This is a genomic window from Streptomyces tendae (assembly GCF_014650435.1).
Classification (GTDB): Bacteria; Actinomycetota; Actinomycetes; order Streptomycetales; family Streptomycetaceae; genus Streptomyces; species Streptomyces tendae.
In genome coordinates, this window is sequence record NZ_BMUY01000021.1 from 107850 (window position 1) to 125275 (window position 17426).

Here is a 17426-nt window from a genome sequence, read left to right on the forward strand (position 1 = left end):
CCCCCAAGACCCCCCACGAGACGCGGAGGCGACATGCACCGGCGCACATTCCTCACCACCACCACAGCCACCACCCTGGCAGCAGCCACAACCGCCTGCACAGGCAAGCACCAGTCCCCAGGCACCGACTCCAAAGCGACCGCAGCCACAACCACACGCACAACCACACGCACAGCCAACGTCGGCAACAGCGCAACCCTCACCCCCAAGGCCCCCACCCCCAAGCCCCCCGCCACCTGGACCGCCCTCGCCAAATCCCTGGACGGCCCTCTGGTCCGCCCCGGCGACCGCACCTGGAAAACGGCCCACCAGCTCTACAACACCCGCTTCGACACCCTGAAACCCGCCGCCGTCGCCTACGCCGCCCACCCCGACGACATCCGCACCGCCCTCTCCTACGCCCGCGCCCACCACATCCCCGTGGCGATCCGCAACGGCGGCCACTCCTACGCGGGTTGGTCCTCCGGCGACGGCCGCCTGATCATCGACGTCTCGAAACTGAACCGCGTCCGCGCCTCCGCCGGCGAGGCGGTCGTCGGCGCCGGCGCCAAGCTGATCGACGTCTACCGCGCCCTCGCCGCGAAGGGCGTGACCGTCCCGGCCGGCTCCTGCCCCACCGTCGGCATCTCCGGCCTCACCCTCGGCGGCGGCCACGGCGTCGTCTCCCGCGCCTACGGCCTGACCTGCGACAGCCTCACCCGGGCCACCCTGATCACGGCCGACGGCAAGGAGATCACCGCCGACGCGGCGGGCGACCACAAGGAGCTCTTCTGGGCCCTGCGCGGCGCGGGCAACGGCAACTTCGGCATCGTCACGGAGTTCCACTTCCGCACCCACCCCGCCCCCAGAGCCGTATCGGCGTACATGACCTGGCCCTGGCGGAAGGCGGCCGCGGCGGTCCGCGCCTGGCAGGAGTGGGGTCCCGGCCAGCCCGACGAGATCTGGTCCTCCCTCCACCTGGCCGCGGCCCCCGGCCACACCCCCACCCTGTCGGTCTCGGCCTTCTCCCTCGGCTCCTACGGCGAACTCCAGAACGCCGTCGACCGCCTGGCCGACCGCATCGGCTCGTCCGCGAGCCACGTCTCCCTCAAACGCCGTACGTACGAGGAGTCGATGGAGATGTACGCGGGCTGCTCGTCCTTCTCGACCGACGCCCGCTGCCACCTCCCGGGCTCGGCGCCCGGACACTCCCCGGAGGGCTCGCTGGGCCGCGAGACCTACGCCGCCCGCTCGGACTTCTACGACCGCTCGATCCCGCCCGCCGGCATCAAGGCCCTGCTCGCGCAGCTCCCGCAGGTGCGCGGCGGCGCCGGCAGCATCGCGTTCACGGCGCTCGGCGGGGCGGTGAACCGCGTCTCCCCGACGGCCACCGCGTTCGTGCACCGGCGCTCCCGGATGCTGGCCCAGTACCTCGTCTCGTGGCGGCCGGGCACGAGCGGAAAGGCACCGCAGTCCTGGCTGGATTCCGCCTACGGCGCGATGCGCCCGTACGCCTCGGGCGCCGCCTACCAGAACTACGCGGACCCGGATCTGACGGACTGGCGGACGGCCTACTACGGAGACGCGGCCCCGCGCCTGGCGCGTCTGAAGCACCAGTACGACCCGGACCGCGTCTTCACCTACCCGCAGGCACTGTGACCGTCAGAGCGTCAGGCGGCGAGATCCCGCTCGCCCGACGCCTCGGCGGCACTCTCCTTGCGCGCCCCGGGGATCACCGCACCGCGCCCGGCGGCACCCGCCCGCCCTCGCGCGCTGATCAGCCACCCCACCCGGGGCGAACGCTCGACGGCCCGGGTCAGCGGCGTCAGCAGGGCCATGGCGACCGGCGACAGCAGCAGCGCGACGGCCGTACCGAGGGCGAACCCGCCCACGACGTCGGTCGGGTAGTGCACGCCCATGTAGACCCGGGCGAAGCCGCCGAACAGGGCCAGCACGATCGCGGCGATCCCGAACTTCCGGTTGGCGACGAACAGTCCGACCGCCAGGGCCATGCAGAGCGTGGCGTGGTCGCTCACGAACGAGAAGTCGTTCTTCCCCTCCACGAGCACTTCGAGCCCGTCGTGCGACTTGAAGGGCCGCGGCCGCTCGACGAACCCCCGTATCGGCACGTTGACGAGTACGGCGACTCCGGCGGCGAGCGGTGCCCACACCAGCGCTGCCACGTTCGAGGCCGCGTCCTCGCCGCCCCGCCGGCGCACGCCCCACCAGCACCACAGCACCAGCAGCACGATCGCGAACAGCAGTCCGTACTCACCGACGAACTCCATGACCCGGTCGAACCAGTGCGGCGCGTCCTTGGCCAGGCCGTTGATGTCGTAGAGCAGCTCGACGTCGGGGTTCGACCCGGATTCGGCGAGTCCAGCCATGGTGCTGCGGCCCCTTCGTCATGTCCTCCGGCGCACCGAACGCACGCCTCTTCTGCCACCCCCGTGGTCAGCTGTACGTCAACAGGAACGCACGGTCCCCATTGATACGTTCCACACTCCACTGAATGATCACGCAGACGTTATCGAAGAGAGACACGTCACTGCAGCTCAGGGCAGGGTTTCACGCTGGGTCCACACCCTCCCATTCACACCGTGGTGGGCAGCGCTTTCGCGCCATCCTCGGTCACCCGGGTGGCCCCGAAGTAGTCGGGGGTGTCGATCGGGTCGAACCGAATGACCGCGCCCGTCCGCGGCGCGTCGATCATGTACCCGCCGCCCACGTAGATACCCACGTGCCGGATGGCCCGCGAGTTGGTGAGGTCGTCCGAGAAGAACACCAGGTCCCCGGGGAGCAACTCGTCCCGCCCGGGGTGCGGCCCCGCGTTGTACTGGTCGTTGGCGACCCGCGGCAGTTTGATCCCCACGCTCTCGTACGCTGCCTTGGTCAGCCCCGAACAGTCGAACCGCCCACCCTGGTCGGCGGTCCCGTTCCCACCCCACAGATACGGCGTCCCCAACTTCTTCTGCGCGTAGGCAATGGCCCCGGCGGCCTGCTCGGAGGGATCGACCCGCCCGACGGGGGCGGCGAAGCTCTTCTCCAGACTCCGAATGATCTTTACGTAGTTCTGGGTCTCGCTGATCGCGGGCACCCCGCCGGCCTTTATCACCCGGTAGGCGCCCGCGTTGTAGGCGGCGAGCATGTTGTTGGTGGTGTCGCCGGGCACGTCCTTCACGTAGCGGGCGAGCTCGCAGTCGTACGACGCCGCCGACGGGATCGCGTCCTTCGGGTCCCAGATGTTGCGGTCACCGTCCCCGTCGCCGTCGATGCCGTGGGCCGCCCAGGTCCCCGGAATGAACTGGGCGATGCCGCGCGCGTCGGCATGGCTGACGACGTCCGGGTCCCAGCCGCTCTCCTGGTAGAGCTGGGCGGCGAGCAGGGCCGGGTTGATGGCCGGACACAGGTTGCCCCATCGGGCCACGAGACTTTGGTACGCGGCGGGGACCGACCCCTTGGCCAGCGTCTTGGCCCCGCCACCACCCGCCCCGCCCGAGAGGTTCCCGGCGACGAGGTACACGCCGAGGACGAGCAGCATGACGAAGCTCAGCCCGGCCCCGACCGCCGCACCACCGACCACCCACACTTTGCGCACGGCTCAACCCTCCCCCATGAGGACGCTGTTCAAGACGATTTCCGACCAGAGTGGCGCTATTTCACTGCGAACCCGGCGCAGTCGATACTCGTGTAGTCGTCGGGGGTGCGGATGTGGTGCCACTGCACGGTCCAGTCCCCCGGGTCGTTGACCAACGGAATCGCGGGCGTCCCCTGCCCCTTGATCCACTGCTGGAAGTCGTCGGGGTAGGTGACGGACTTCCACTCCCCCGGTTCACCGCCCGCGTGCAGATCGACCGGCTTGCTCAGGTAGCCGATCGTGCGGTTGTCGACCAGGATGCCCTGCACGGGTTTTCCGGTGTCCGGATCGATGTCGTGCGGCGGCTTCACGCTGACGGTGACGTAGTACGGCTCGTCGGAGGGCGCGGGGCTGCCGTCCCGGAACCCGATCTCGACCTTGCGCCGGGGCGAGAGCAGGTCCGGGTCATTGACCTCCGGATGGTCCGGGTCGGCGATGGACCTCATGAACTTGTCCATCGCGCGCTCGCCCGCGGGCAGTTGGCACTCACGGGTTCCGGAGTTCCACAACGTGCGATCCAGCTTGTCCCCGGCGTAGGCAGGTGCCCCGCCCTTCGCCGCTTCGGAGGCCGAAGCGGTCGGCGACGCGGTGGTGTCCGCACCGGCGGCGGAGCCCTTGCCCCCGTCTCCGTCTCCGTCATCGCCGCGCGAGGCCAGCACGAACGCGCCCGCCGCACCCACCGCGACAGCCACGGACAGGCCCACCGCCCACGTCGCGACGCGGCGACGACGCACCGGCTCCGCCGGTTGTACGACATGCGTGGGGGTGTAGCCGTAGCCGCCGTGCGGGGCAGTGGAGGTGGGCAGGTCGTGCGGACTCACCGGAGGAGGCGGCGGAGCCGCCGCCGGGATCCGGGGTACCGCCTCGGCCAGCGGTGCGAGAGCTGCGTAGAAGGCGTCCTCGACCAGCGCCGTCCGCACCCCGCACCGTGCGATCACCTCGTCGAGCCGGGGCCGCGCGGCCGGGTCCTTGGCCACGCACGCCTCGATGAGCGCCGCGAGGCCCGGGTCCACACCGGCGGCGTCGACCGGCTCGTGCACCGCGCGGTAGCTCACCCCGGCGGGATCACCCGATCCGAACGGAGGGCGCCCGGTGGCCGCGTACGCGAGCGTCGCACCGAGCGCGAACACGTCCGCGGCCGGGCCGACCTCGTTGCGCATCAGCACCTCGGGGGCGGTGTATCCCGGGGTGCCCGGCGCGAATCCGGCCTCGGTCAGCGCGGTCTGGCCCGCTCCCCGGGCGATTCCGAAGTCGATGAGCTGCGGCCCCTGTGCGGCGAGGATGACGTTCTGCGGCTTGAGGTCCCGGTGCGTCACGCCACAGCCGTGCACCGCCGCGAGCCCCTCCGCAAGGGCCGCGAGCACTCCTCGGCAGGTCTCCGCGGGCAGCGGCCCCTGCTCCTCGACTCCACGGCTGAGCGTCGGACCCGCCACGTACTCGGTCGCCAGCCAGTAGGGCGCGGCCTCCAACGACGCGTCGATGAGGTTCGCCGTGTACGCGCTCCGTACCGCGCCTACGGTCTCCACCTCACGCCGGAAGCGTGCCATCGCCTCAGGGCGGTCGACGATCTCATCGCGGATCACCTTGAGAGCGACCAGCCGACCACCCGGCGAGCGCCCGAGGTAGACCTGCCCCATGCCACCCGCACCCAGCCGGGCAAGCAGCGTGTACGCACCTATACGTGCGGGATCTTGAGCCTTGAGTGCCTCCACGCGCCAGACACTGCCACAAAGATCCACCAACTGCTGGACCGGCGCCCGGCCTTGACCGTCACGGCAGGTCGTCCCGGCGGCACTCGGCCCACAGCAGCTTGCCGCCCCTCGACGCGCCCAGCTCGCGCGGTACGGACACGCCCACGGCGTCCGCGCAGGCCCGCACCAGGTGCAGTCCCCGGCCGCCCTCGGCGTCGCCCGGCGGTACGTCGCCATCGCCGGGCTTGCCCTCCCGGAACCCGGACGGCACCCGCCAGTCGCCGGTGGATCGTGCGGGAGGTGGAGGGTTTGACTTGCTCCTCGGGCTTCCGCCCGAGGATTCTGGCCTTCTCGACCTGCTGCTGTGCCACTACGCGGCACAAACGTCGGTCGGGAGTCCGTGGCTTCCTGTTTCTTCGCGCTGTGCCGGGATTGCTCCTGGTCTCACCGGCGCTCCGCAGGCCGACGCCGCCAGTCCGGCGGCCGTTCTGATGTTGATCGCAGCGTTGTGGTCCCGGCCGTGGACGGTGTCGCAGGCGGTGCAGGTCCATTCCCGCACATTGAGGGGTTTGGGTCAGTCGCAGGCCGGCCCTGCGTGCCTCCTCACGGGCACGGACCGCGTCGTTGAAGACGACCCGGGCACACCCGAACGCTCTCGCCAGCAAGAGGCGCTGACCGGCATCCGGATACACCCGAAACGCGTACCGAAGCCGCATGCGAAGATCGTACGAACACACCACTCCAGTCGTAACCCGGAACACTCGCTCCCCGCCTCACCCGCAGGTGACAGCACTCTCCGGCTCCGCCGGGGACACCGGGCTGAAGTCGGGCCGCCGACCGCCGGCCAATGAGGTCACCGTCGCCACGCACCACGGCAGCGCCGTCCGCGTGCACGCCACCGGCGCGCCGGGGACCGCCGTCACGACCGATCACCACAAGTGGGACACCTTCGTGCGCGGCGTGCGCGCGGAGGAGTTCGACCACTTCGCCTCGTAGGCGCCGTAGACCCGCGCGCAGTCCTGGTCCCAAGGTCGCTCCCGAGATGGGCCCGCAGGCCGAGGCGGGTCCCCAACCACCGGCGTGAACATGTGGTTCGTTCGCTCGAGCCGAGGAGGGGCCATGCAGGCGGAGCAGGTGGACTGGGTCGACGTTCCGGCCGGGTTACTGCGTCGGGGCACGCCGGTGGACGAGGTGCGGGCCGTGGCCCGCCACTACGCGGACACCGGCGTGCCACTGGAGTGGTACCTGAAGGAGACACCGCGCGCAGAGATCCACGTCCCCGCCTTCCGGATCGCCCGCACACCGGTCACGGTCGGCCAGTGGGCCCGGTACGCGGCAGCGACCAACCGACCGCTCCCCAGGTCGTCGCCACTGGACCACCCGGTCATCGGGGTCACCTGGGAGGCGGCGACGGACTACTGCCGGTGGATCGGGGAGCGGCTCGGCGGCTTGGACGTACGGCTACCCACGGAGGACGAGTGGGAACGCGCCGCACGGGGCGACGACGGCCGGGAGTTCCCGTGGGGCGAGGAGTACCGCACCGGCCTGGCCAATCTCGTGGACCTCGGCATCGGCACGACGACACCGGTCGGCTCGTTCCCCGACGGAGCCAGCCCCTTCGGCGTGCTGGACATGGCGGGCAACGCCGACGAGTGGACCTCCACGCTCTACGCTCCCTACCCCGGCGCCCCCGCGGAGGTGCCGAGCACCGAGGACTGGGCCTTCGACCGGCACATCACCCGGGGCGGCGCGTTCCGCCACGACCGGGACCTGGCCCGGTGCGCCCGCCGCCACGGCGCCTACGAGCCGGACCTCGCAGCGATCGGCGTGGGCGTCCGCCTGGCGGCACCGGCGGCGTAGGCCCGGAAGACCGCGACGCCTGCGCCCTCAAGGCTGGTCGCTCCGTAGGGGGCAGCTAAGAGACCTAAGAGACACTGACACCAAATCAGGGCTCAACGACCGAACCGCACCACAGGTTTCGCTTACACATCGTTGCCAGCCATGCCCCGCCGTGATACACAGAGTGACGATACGACCACCGGGAGCCGTCTCGGAGCCGACTGACCAGCCGGCGCCGGACGGTGACAAGCTGTTCGCACGAAACCCGCCAAACAATGACGCCAAGGCGACATGCGACGGCGTCATCGTCGGCGACAATGAGGCTTGACCTCTGCATGCCCGCAGAGGGCGCGGAACTACCCAACAGGGGCGGTGACTTACATGCTCTTTGCGGCCGACGAGGGAGACATCAACACCATCATCGGGGGGATCGCTCCGGACTGGGGCCCCTTCGGTGCGCTGGGGACCGAGGCGAAGACGATGGTCCAGGTCGTCATGGCCGTCGCCATTCTGCTCTGCCTCGGCATCGCCATCTGGGGCGCCGCCAAGCAGCGCATCGGTGCCACCGCACTCCGGGACACCTTCAGCGCGGAGCAGGGCAAGGGCCTGATCATCGCGGGGCTGACGGGCGTGTTCATCATCGGCTCGCTCGGCACGCTCTTCACCATCGTGTACGGGATGGCCGTGTAGCCCGGCACCCAACCGTTCTCCCCCTCCATCCCACCCGCCCGTCGTGCCAACCGGCTGAGGTTGCGTTTCCCTGATGTCGAGTCATAACACCGCGCCCGAGCGGGAACCAGCACGGCTACCGTCGTACGTACACGGTCGACCCGACGTCGAGGGGGCGTACGCGGCATGAGTCTCGGAGACGATCACCACTCGTCCGGCGATTACGGCGGCGCCGGCCAGACCCGGCTCCGGCTGCCCGAGGAGGACGGCGGCCCCCGACGCGGCGGCCGCTCCTCCTCTCGGAGCCTGGTCACCGTGGTCGGCGTCGTCGTCCTGCTGATCGCCGCGATCGCCTTCGCGAACCGTGGAGGAGACGATTCCGCATCCGCGGAGGGCGGCGACGGAAACAAGCCGAAGACATCGGCGACGGCCCCCACCGGAACGCGCCCCGTCCAGTCGGGCTTCGCCCATGACGAACAGGGCGCACAGAGCGCGGCGGCGAACTACGCGGTGGCACTGGGTTCTGACGGGATGTTCAGCAGGGTCAAGCGTCACGAGATCGTGCAGGCGATCGCCGCCCCCGGCTGGGTCGACCGCCTCCAGTCCGGCTTCGACGCCGACTACTCAACAGCCTTCCTGAAGTCGATCGGTCTCGACGAGAACGGCAAGGCGCTGACGGGGGCCACCTTCGTCAACCGGACACTGCCAGCAGGGACCAAAGTTACGTCGTTCAGCGACGGCGCCGCCACTGTCGAAGTGTGGTGCAACGGCCTCTTCGGACTCACTGGTGAGAAGACGACCAATCCGGTGACGACCAACTGGTTCACGGTGACCATGAAACTGAACTGGGCCGGCGGTGACTGGAAGGTCCTGGAGACCAGCCAGAAGAACGGACCGACCCCTGTCCCGGGGGACAGCCCTGTTTCGGGGGCCGATGAGATGAGCAAGGCGGTCCAGGAGTTCGGAGGCTTTACCTATGCCCGGTAGCCAGCACCGCGCCCTCAAACTCGCCGCCTTGGTGGCAACTGCTCAGGCAGCCGCCGTCGTGTGCTCAACACGCGCTTTCGCCGAGCCCAGTCCGACACCGACGAAGGACGATCCCTGCTCGCTCATCGCGGGCCCCGCCAAGGACTACTGCGAACGAGGCGAAGGCGGGGGATCCGGTGGCGGCGGCAGCACCCCCGACACGCTCCCGAACACCCTCGACCCCCTCTCCTCCCTGGCCAAGGGCTGTGCCGACGCCGCTGCCTGGACCGTCGACACGCTCAGCAACGCCGTGAAGAACACCGCGGACGTCGACTTCACGAACGACACGTTCCTCAAGCAGTACGCCGTCGTCTTCGCCGCGTCCGCGTTCCTGACGCTCGTCCTGTGGCTGCTGGCCGTGGCCAAGCGTGCCGTGCGCGGCGTCCCGCTCACCACCGCGCTCTCCGAGGCCGTCGGGTTCCTGTGGCTCACCGTCCTGGCGTCGGCCTTCACACCGTTGATCCTGTACACGGTCGTGTCGGCCACCGACGCCGTGACCGATGTCCTGGCCAAGGGCACCGGCGACCAGACGGACACCTTCTTCGGCACGTTCTCCCAGGCGCTGAAGCAGGGCAACGACATCGGCGGCGGCCCGATCATGCTGATCCTGGTGTCGTTCGTGTCGATCGTCGCCGCCGGCGTCCTCTACCTGGAGCTGTACCTGCGGGCCGTCCTGCTCTACGTCGGCGCCCTGCTCGGCGTCGTCGTCTACGCCGGCCTGGTCGACAAGAACCTGTGGGGCCACGTCCGCCGCTGGGCCGGCATCATGATCGCCGTGATCATGGTCAAGCCCGTGATCGTGATCGTGCTGGGCCTGGCCGGCGCGCTGACCACGGCAGACGGGCCCGACTCCGTGGCCGCCATCGTGTCCGGCCTCGCCATCATCCTGCTCGCGATCTTCGCCTCGGCGATGATCTACCGCTTCGTCCCCGGCTTCGGCGACGAGATCGCCAACGGCCGCAACAACCGCATCATGCAGGGCGCCGAGGGCAAGGCCGCCGCCGTGATCAGCTCCCCGGCCAACCTCGTCGCCCAGGGCATCAGAACCCACAGCAGCCGCAACAACGGCGACGGCGGAGGCGGACAGTCCGCGGCCGCCCGCCCCTCGAACCCCGCCTCCGGCGGAGTCGCCGCGCACAGCTCGCGCCCCTCGAACGGCGGCGGCGGAAATGTCCCCTCCGCCGCACCCGCACCGCGCTCCGGCAGCCCGGTGAACACACCGCACGCAAGCAACACCCGCAACAGCAAGAGCACAGGAGGTGACGGGCGTTGACGACCGAGTCCCACGTGTCCCATACGGTCACGCCCCGCCGTACGTATCTGATCGGCCGCGCCCGGCCGAACGCGATCGTCGGCCGCAACCGCGAGACCGGAGAGATCGCGCTGATCGTCGCGGGCGCGTTCCTCGGCATGATGTGCGGGCTCCTCGTCCCCGTCCTGAGCCTGCGCATCGTGCTGCTCGTCGGCTTCCCGATGCTCGCGCTGGCCGCGGTCTACGTGCCGTACAACCACCGCACGTTCTACCGGTGGTTCGAGATCAACCGCAGCTACAAGCGCACGCTCCGCCGGGGCACCACCTACCGCTCCGGCGCCATCGAGGCCGGTACCAGGATCGACGGCCGCGAGATCGAGGTCGGCCCGCCGCCCGGCATCGGCCGGATCTCCTGGCTGGCGGCGCCCTTCGGGCCGGACGAGATCGCCGTACTGCTGCACGCCGACCGCAAGACCGTGACGGCCGCCATCGAGATCGAGGGGCCCGGCGTCGGCCTGCGCGACTCCGAGGACCAGGAAGCCCTCGTCGACCGGTTCGGCACCCTGCTCAAGCACGTGGCCAACGGCGACGGCTTCGTCACCCGCATCCAGATGCTCGCCCGTACCCTCCCGGCCGACCCCGACGCGCACGCCAAGGACGTCGCCCAGCGCGGCGACGACAAGTCACCGCCGTGGCTCCAGCAGTCGTACGACCAGCTCCAGTCGATGGTGTCCACCAGCAGCGAGCAGCACCGCGCGTACCTGATCGCCTGCATGCACTACAACCGCGAGCTGGCCGCCGAAGCGCACACCATGGCCCGCGCCGCCCGCCCGCACACCGGACGCAAGCTGGACCGGGACGCCGGGCTCGCCGTCGTCATGGCGCGCGAGCTGACCGACATCTGCTCCCGCCTCCAGGAAGCCGACATCCGCGTACGCCAGCCGCTGGGCCAGGGCCGGCTCGCCTCCCTGATCCACGCCATGTACGACCCGGACCACCCCATCGACCACATCCAGGCGATGACCAAGCGCAACGCCTGGCCGGCCGAGCTGGACGCCATGGAGCCCACCTACCTCCAGGCCAAGACCCGCGAGTCCGCCACCCGCGCCCCCTGGTGCCATGCCACCGCCTGGGTCAAGGAGTGGCCGATGACGCCGGTCGGGGTCAACTTCCTGGCCCCCCTCCTCGTCCACACCCCGGACGTCATCCGCACCGTCGCCGTCACGATGGACCTCGAACCCACCGAGGTCGCCATCGAGCGCATGCTGACCGAGAAGACGAACGACGACGCCGAGGCGTCCCGCGCCGCCAAGATGAACCGGACCGTGGACCCCCGCGACATCGCCGCCCACGGCCGTCTCGACCAGCGCGGCGAGGACCTCGCCAGCGGCGCGGCCGGCGTCAACCTCGTCGGCTACATCACCGTCTCCTCCCGCACCCCCGAGGCCCTGGCCCGCGACAAGCGGACGATAAGGGCGTCGGCCGGAAAGTCGTACCTGAAACTGGAGTGGTGCGACCGTGAGCACCATCGCGCCTTCGTGAACACTCTTCCGTTCGCCACCGGCATCCGAAGGTAGGGGCTGAGCCTGATGCGGGACCCGCTGACCGTCCTCACCGACACCTTCACGTCCTTCCTCTTCGGGAAGGTGGAGACGACCCGCCTCCCCGTCCGCACGTCCACCGGCCAGGCCCAGGCCGTCTACCTGCCGACGGCCGCCCCCGGCCTCGGCGACTCCGGCGTGATCATCGGCCGCGAGGTCTACTCCGGCAAGGGCTACATCTACGACCCCTTCCAGCTCTACGGCCAGCAGCTCCCCGCCCCGCACTGGCTGGTGCTCGGTGAGTCGGGCAACGGCAAGTCGGCCCTCGAGAAGACGTACGTCCTGCGCCAGCTCCGCTTCCGCGACCGCCAGGTCGTCGTCCTGGACGCCCAGGGCGAGGACGGCGTCGGCGAGTGGAACCTCATCGCCGAGGAGCTGGGCATAACTCCCATCCGCCTCGACCCGATGGCCGCCCTGGACCACGGCATCCGGCTCAACCCCCTCGACCCGGCGATCACGACGACCGGCCAGCTCGCGCTGCTCCGGACGATCATCGAGGTCGCCATGGGCCACGGCCTGGACGAGCGCTCCGGCTTCGCCCTCAAGGTCGCGCACGCCTACGTCAACGAGACCATCGTCGAACGCCAGCCGGTCCTCACCGACATCGTCGAGCGCCTCCGCCACCCCGAGCCGGAGTCCGCCGAGGCGATGAACGTCGCCATAGACGACGTACGGGCCTGGGGTCTGGATGTCGCTCTGGTCCTCGACCGGCTCGTCGACGGCGACCTGCGCGGCATGTTCGACGGCCCGACCACGGTCGGCATCGACCTCGACGCCCCGCTGATCGTCTTCGACCTCTCCCACATCGACCGCAACTCCATCGCCATGCCCATCCTCATGGCCATCGTGGGCGTCTGGCTGGAGCACACCTGGATCCGCCCCGACCGGAAGAAGCGCATCTTCCTGGTCGAGGAGGCCTGGCACATCATCAACAGCCCCTTCGTGGCGCAGCTGTTCCAGCGGCTCCTGAAGTTCGGGCGCCGGCTCGGTCTGTCCTTCGTGGCGGTGGTCCACCACCTGTCCGACGTCGTCGACGGGGCGGCCGCCAGAGAGGCCGCCGCCATCCTCAAGATGGCCTCCACCCGCACCATCTACGCCCAGAAGGCCGACGAGGCACGGGCCACCGGGCGCGTCCTCGGCCTGCCCCGCTGGGCGGTGGAGATCATCCCGTCCCTCACCCCCGGCATCGCGGTGTGGGACGTCAACGGCAACGTCCAGGTGGTCAAGCACCTGATCACCGAGACCGAACGCCCCCTGGTCTTCACCGACCGCGCGATGACCGAGTCCTCCACCGACCACCTGACCGACGACGCCCTGCGCGCCGCCGAGCTGGAGGCGGAGGAGCGGGCGGCGGCGTTCATGGAACAGCACATCGGCGACTCGTCGGAATCGACGGTGGCGTAGGAGCCGTAGGCAGTAGGCAGTGGGACGAGGAGAGGCACCGGACGCATGAGACCGGACGACCGCCGCGATCAGCGGCCGGCCCAGGGCGGCATCCCCGACGGCCTGCTGATCGGCATACTGGCCTTCCTCCTCGGCATGACCCTGCTGGTCTGGACGGCGACCGGCCTGTCCGCCCTGTTCGCCCGCGGCTCCTGGCCCGACGGCGTCAGCTTCACCGGCACCCCGCAGGCCATGCGCCAACTGATCTCCGACCCCCACGACATCCCCGGCGCCTGGCCTGACGCCCCTGACACGGCACTCTCCGGGTACGGGCTGTTCTGGGGACTGTTCATCGGCCAGCTGATGGTGCTGCTGGTGCTGACGGTGTTCGTGATGGGCACGGTGGCACGGTGGCGAGCGGTACGGCAGCGACGGCGCGAGGTGCCAACGCCGGTACCGGCACCGGCACCAGAACCGGCGCCGGTGGCGCAGGAGACGCCGGTCCAGGAGACCCTGGTCCAGGACGAGCCGGTGCACGAGGTACCCACCCCGAGGGCGCCGCAGCAGGCCCCACCCACCACGCCCGCGCCGCAGGCCCCGGCCGAGCAGACCGCCCCCTCAGCCTCCGCGGCCAACGGCAAACGGGTGGGCGGATGGGAAACGAACCGCGCCGAAGGCGCGGTGCACTACGGCTCCCGGGACAGCCGCCACGAAACCGCAACCGACGCCCTGCGGGACGCGGAGGGCGCGGCCCTCGTCATCACGTCCAACCCCGCGCTCTGGTCCGAGACCAAGGACGCCCGCGCGAAACTCGGCCCCGCCCACGTCTACGACCCGAACCACCTCTGCGACACCCCCGCCCGCTTCCACTGGTCGCCCACCGCAGGCTGCGAGGACCGGCCGACGGCCACCGCCCGAGCCGCCGCCCTGCTCACGCCGGTCCGCCCCACCGCCCGCCTCGACCAGGCGGTCGGCGACACGGCCGAACTGCTGCTGCGCTGCTACCTCCACGCCGCCGCCATCGACGGCCGCACCATCCGCCACGTCCACCGCTGGTCACAGGGCCTCCAGGTCCAGGACGCCGTCCGGATCCTGCGCACCCACCCCAAGGCCGCCCCCGGCTCCGCGGGAGAACTCGAAGGGTCCCTCACCGCCCATCCCGAGCGCCGGGACATGGCCCAGCAGCTCACCGCCCGGGCCCTGGCCGCACTCTCCACGGTCAATATCCGCGAGGCGTGCACTCCCAACCGAAATGATGCCCTCGCCTTGGATTCCTTCATCCACGAACAGGGAACCCTTTACGTGGTGGGTGAATCCATTGAGGACCCCCGCACGAGCCCGGGCGCGATGCCGCTGCTGACGGCGCTCGTCTCCAGCGTGGTCGAGCGCGGCCGGCGCATGGCCGAACGGTCATCCTCCGGTCGCCTCGACCCACCAATGACGCTCGTCCTGGACGACGTCGCGGCCGTGGCCCCGCTCCCCCAGCTCCCGGAGCTGCTGGCCACCGGCACGGACATCGGCATGCCGACCCTGGCCCTGCTCCGCTCCCGCGAACAGGGCCGCGCCCGCTGGCCCCACGACGAACTCCCCGTCTGACCGGAGCGCACGGCGGGGTCAGCGTTCCAGCACGTACTCCAACTCGTGGTCGCCGGGCCCGCCCACCAGCGGCACCGTCCGCCCGCTCGGCACGAAACCGGCCTTGCCGTAGGCGCCCCGCGCCCGCCCGTTGTCCGGGTGCACGATGAGCCGCACCCGCTCCAGACCACTCGCCCAGGCCCACTCGAGACCGGCGTCGAACAGCGCCTTCGTCAGCCCGCTCCCCCGCCACTCGGGCCGTACGAACACCCCGACGACGTGCCCCTGCCGCCGCTCCACCGGGAACCCGGCCCAGTCCATCGTCCCGGCCTCCTCCACGATCACGGTCAGCGTGCCGAGCCACAGCCCGCCGGGCCCCACGGCAACGAGCTGCTGCGCTCCGCAAGCCCCCTCGCCGCCCATGGCCGCCCGCTCCCGCCAGAAGGAGTCCGGTCGCGCGGCGGCATCGTCGTACGTCTCCAGGTACGCGAGGTCCGCGAGCGGATCCCGCAGCGCCCGCAGCCGCAGCTCCTTCACCGCGGGCCACTCGTCGGCGCGTATGGAGCGGATCACGTAGTCACCGGGGACCGAGGCACTCATGCCGGCCACCGTAATACCCGGGTACTACGCTCCTCACCTCATATACGGCCTCCGGAACGACGCCTCCCGCCCCCGTACCCCCGACCATGGTCGGATGGACCACGTGGACGCCGCCCGGCCGGCACCGGAGGACCGAGGCGCCGAACCCCTCACCGAGTACATCCAGCGCTTCACCCAGCGAGTCCGAGGCTTCGACCGCCGCCGTCCACTCGTGTGGGACCTGCACCTGACCGGATTCTGGCTGACGGCCGCACTCATCGACCTCAACGCCTACCTCAACGGCGGCCGGAACTACGTCGCCCACGACTTGGACGTTCCCACCGGGCTGCTGCTCGCCCTGAGCCTGGGCTTCTCGGTTCCGCTCCTGTGGCGGCGCACCCACCCGGCGGCGGTGCTGCTCGCCATGACCCCGGTCGCCCTCCTCAACGCCTGGAGCGGCGCCATCCTCCAGGCCGCCATGCTCCAGCTGCTCGTCGTCTTCCACATCGCCCTGCGACTGTCCCTGCGCACCCTCTCCTGGGCCGCCCTCCTCGTACTCACCCCGGTCGCGGTCTCGGCCATCCGTTACGGCGACCAGCCCACCTGGGAGCAGCAGATCGGCGCCCAGCTGATGTCCGTCGCGGTGGCGGCGCTCATCGGCATCACGGTCCGCACCCGCCGCAACTACACCGACGCCCTCGAGGACCGCGCCCACCGCCTGGAGACGGAACGCCACCAGCAGGTCAGGCTGGCCGCCGCGGCCGAACGCGCCCGCATAGCCAGGGAGATGCACGACATCATCGGCCACAACCTCTCCGTCATCACCGGCCTCGCCGACGGTGGCCGGTACGCCGCCGCCAAGTCCCCCGACCGGGCCGCCCAGGCCCTCGACGCCATCGGCACGACCAGCCGCCAGGCCCTCGGCGAACTCCGGCGCCTCCTGGACGTCCTGCGCGACGACGACCAGGACGGCACCGACGCGGCACCCGAACTGGCCCCGCAGCCCGCCCTCACCGACCTCGACCGCCTCCTCGACGGCGTACGCCGGGCCGGCCTCCCCGTCCGCACCACCATCAAGGGGGAGCCCGTACTCCCCGAGGGCCGCCAGCTCACGCTCTACCGCGTCATCCAGGAAGCTCTCACCAACACCCTCAAGCACGCCGGCCCCGACGCGACCGCCCACATCGACCTCGCCTACGAGGCGGGCGGTGCCGTCAGCCTCACCGTCACCGACACGGGCCGAGCGACCCCGCTCCCGTCCCCCGCCCTCTCAGGCGGCCGCGGACTGCCCGGGATGCGCGAACGCACCTCCCTGTACGGGGGCACACTTGAGGCCGGCCCACGCCCGGCCCCCGAACAGGGCTGGCGCGTCCATCTGCACCTACCGGAGGAATCCCCGCAGTGACCACCGTCCTCATCGCCGACGACCAGCCCCTCCAGCGCTTCGGCTTCCGCATGCTCCTGGAGAGCCAGGACGACATGACGGTCGTGGGCGAGGCGGCCAACGGCGCCGAAGCGACCCGGATGACGGCCGAACTCCACCCCGACGTCGTCCTCATGGACGTCCGCATGCCCGGCCTGGACGGCATCGAGGCGACCCGTCGCATCGTCGAGGGCGGCGGCCGCACCCGCGTCCTCATCCTCACCACCTTCGACCTGGACGAGTACGCCTACTCCGGCCTGCGCGCCGGCGCCTCCGGCTTCCTCGTCAAGGACGCCCAGCCCGAGGAGCTCCTGTCCGGCATCCGCGCGGTGGCCACGGGTGACGCGGTGGTCGCCCCGAGCCTCACCCGCCGCCTCCTCGACGCCTACGTCCACCACCTCCCGGCGGCCACACAACCGAAGCCGAGCGGTTCGCCCGACGCGCGCCTGACCCCCCTCACGGACCGGGAGACCGAGATCCTGCGGGTCATGGGCCAGGGCTGGACCAACACCGAAATAGCCGAGCGCCTCCACCTCGCCGAATCGACGGTGAAGACCCACGTGGGCCGCATCCTGGCCAAGACGGGTTCGAGGGACCGCGTCCAGGCCGTCATCCTGGCCTACGAAACAAAGCTGGTGGGTTAGAAACCGCGGGGCAGCAAAACAACCGGGGGTAGAACGCAGAAAACCCCGCACCGTTCCCGGTGCGGGGTTTCCTCGCAATGATTGTTCGGCGGCGTCCTACTCTCCCACAGGGTCCCCCCTGCAGTACC

The 17426-nt window shown here is 70.6% G+C and carries 16 protein-coding genes and 2 pseudogenes; 11 read left to right on the plus strand and 7 right to left on the minus strand.

Annotation, left to right across the window (positions count from 1 at the left end; genetic code table 11):
- Window positions 1-33: 33 nt before the first annotated feature.
- Window positions 34-1638, plus strand: a complete 1605-nt coding sequence (locus IE258_RS37415; protein WP_189750253.1) for an FAD-binding oxidoreductase — start codon at window positions 34-36, stop codon at window positions 1636-1638.
- 11 nt (window positions 1639-1649) lie between these two features.
- Here the strand turns inward: IE258_RS37415 and IE258_RS37420 are convergent, their stop codons facing one another.
- From IE258_RS37420 to IE258_RS42135, 6 genes and pseudogenes are all read right to left on the minus strand, one after another.
- Window positions 1650-2366, minus strand: a complete 717-nt coding sequence (locus IE258_RS37420; RefSeq protein WP_159328958.1) for a phosphatase PAP2 family protein — start codon at window positions 2364-2366, stop codon at window positions 1650-1652.
- Between the two features lie 206 nt (window positions 2367-2572).
- Window positions 2573-3577 (minus strand): C40 family peptidase, encoded by a 1005-nt coding sequence (locus IE258_RS37425; RefSeq protein WP_189750254.1) that lies wholly within the window; start codon window positions 3575-3577, stop codon window positions 2573-2575.
- Between the two features lie 56 nt (window positions 3578-3633).
- The gene (locus IE258_RS37430; protein WP_268256363.1) at window positions 3634-5355 is read right to left on the minus strand and encodes a serine/threonine-protein kinase; all 1722 of its coding nucleotides are present in this window, start codon (window positions 5353-5355) and stop codon (window positions 3634-3636) included.
- A gap of 31 nt (window positions 5356-5386) precedes the next feature.
- The gene (locus tag IE258_RS37435; protein WP_373309978.1) at window positions 5387-5578 is read right to left on the minus strand and encodes an ATP-binding protein; all 192 of its coding nucleotides are present in this window, start codon (window positions 5576-5578) and stop codon (window positions 5387-5389) included.
- 99 nt (window positions 5579-5677) lie between these two features.
- Window positions 5678-5881 (minus strand): annotated as a pseudogene (locus IE258_RS37440) (zinc ribbon domain-containing protein); the annotation flags it as partial.
- 70 nt (window positions 5882-5951) lie between these two features.
- Window positions 5952-6023, minus strand: a pseudogene (locus IE258_RS42135) (helix-turn-helix domain-containing protein); the annotation flags it as partial.
- Window positions 6024-6090: 67 nt separating this feature from the next.
- On the opposite strand from IE258_RS42135, the gene IE258_RS41510 reads away from it, so the two are divergent.
- The 8 genes from IE258_RS41510 to IE258_RS37485 all read left to right on the plus strand — a co-directional run bounded on the left by IE258_RS41510 (window position 6091) and on the right by IE258_RS37485 (window position 14673).
- Window positions 6091-6303, plus strand: a complete 213-nt coding sequence (locus IE258_RS41510; protein WP_229892676.1) for a hypothetical protein — start codon at window positions 6091-6093, stop codon at window positions 6301-6303.
- Window positions 6304-6426: 123 nt separating this feature from the next.
- Window positions 6427-7167 carry a formylglycine-generating enzyme family protein gene (locus IE258_RS37455; protein ID WP_189750256.1) on the plus strand — a complete coding sequence of 247 codons (741 nt, stop codon included), beginning with the start codon at window positions 6427-6429 and terminating at the stop codon, window positions 7165-7167.
- A 360-nt stretch (window positions 7168-7527) separates the two neighbouring features.
- Window positions 7528-7836 (plus strand): DUF8827 family protein, encoded by a 309-nt coding sequence (locus tag IE258_RS37460; protein WP_003974839.1) that lies wholly within the window; start codon window positions 7528-7530, stop codon window positions 7834-7836.
- 165 nt (window positions 7837-8001) lie between these two features.
- A complete protein-coding gene (locus IE258_RS37465) occupies window positions 8002-8802 on the plus strand; it encodes a DUF8175 domain-containg protein (RefSeq protein ID WP_189750257.1) in 801 nt (266 codons plus the stop codon).
- Window positions 8792-10114 (plus strand): energy-coupling factor transporter transmembrane component T family protein, encoded by a 1323-nt coding sequence (locus IE258_RS37470; protein ID WP_189750258.1) that lies wholly within the window; start codon window positions 8792-8794, stop codon window positions 10112-10114. Before IE258_RS37465 ends, IE258_RS37470 begins: the two co-directional genes overlap by 11 nt.
- The gene (locus tag IE258_RS37475) at window positions 10111-11670 is read left to right on the plus strand and encodes an SCO6880 family protein (RefSeq protein WP_159328965.1); all 1560 of its coding nucleotides are present in this window, start codon (window positions 10111-10113) and stop codon (window positions 11668-11670) included. Before IE258_RS37470 ends, IE258_RS37475 begins: the two co-directional genes overlap by 4 nt.
- A 12-nt stretch (window positions 11671-11682) precedes the next feature.
- Entirely contained in the window at window positions 11683-13098 is a 1416-nt protein-coding gene (locus tag IE258_RS37480) for an ATP-binding protein (RefSeq protein ID WP_189750259.1), read from the plus strand.
- A 45-nt stretch (window positions 13099-13143) separates the two neighbouring features.
- Entirely contained in the window at window positions 13144-14673 is a 1530-nt protein-coding gene (locus IE258_RS37485; protein ID WP_189750260.1) for a type IV secretory system conjugative DNA transfer family protein, read from the plus strand.
- An 18-nt stretch (window positions 14674-14691) separates the two neighbouring features.
- Here IE258_RS37485 and IE258_RS37490 read toward each other — a convergent pair whose 3' ends face one another.
- The gene (locus IE258_RS37490; protein WP_189750261.1) at window positions 14692-15252 is read right to left on the minus strand and encodes a GNAT family N-acetyltransferase; all 561 of its coding nucleotides are present in this window, start codon (window positions 15250-15252) and stop codon (window positions 14692-14694) included.
- Window positions 15253-15346: 94 nt separating this feature from the next.
- Between IE258_RS37490 and IE258_RS37495 the strand changes: the two genes are divergently transcribed.
- Together IE258_RS37495 and IE258_RS37500 are read left to right on the plus strand one after the other, a co-directional pair.
- Window positions 15347-16636: a sensor histidine kinase gene (locus IE258_RS37495; RefSeq protein WP_189750262.1), complete on the plus strand. Its 1290-nt coding sequence runs from the start codon at window positions 15347-15349 to the stop codon at window positions 16634-16636.
- On the plus strand, window positions 16633-17298 hold the full coding sequence (locus tag IE258_RS37500; protein WP_189750263.1) for a response regulator: 666 nt from the start codon (window positions 16633-16635) through the stop codon (window positions 17296-17298). Before IE258_RS37495 ends, IE258_RS37500 begins: the two co-directional genes overlap by 4 nt.
- The last annotated feature ends 128 nt before the right edge of the window (window positions 17299-17426 follow it).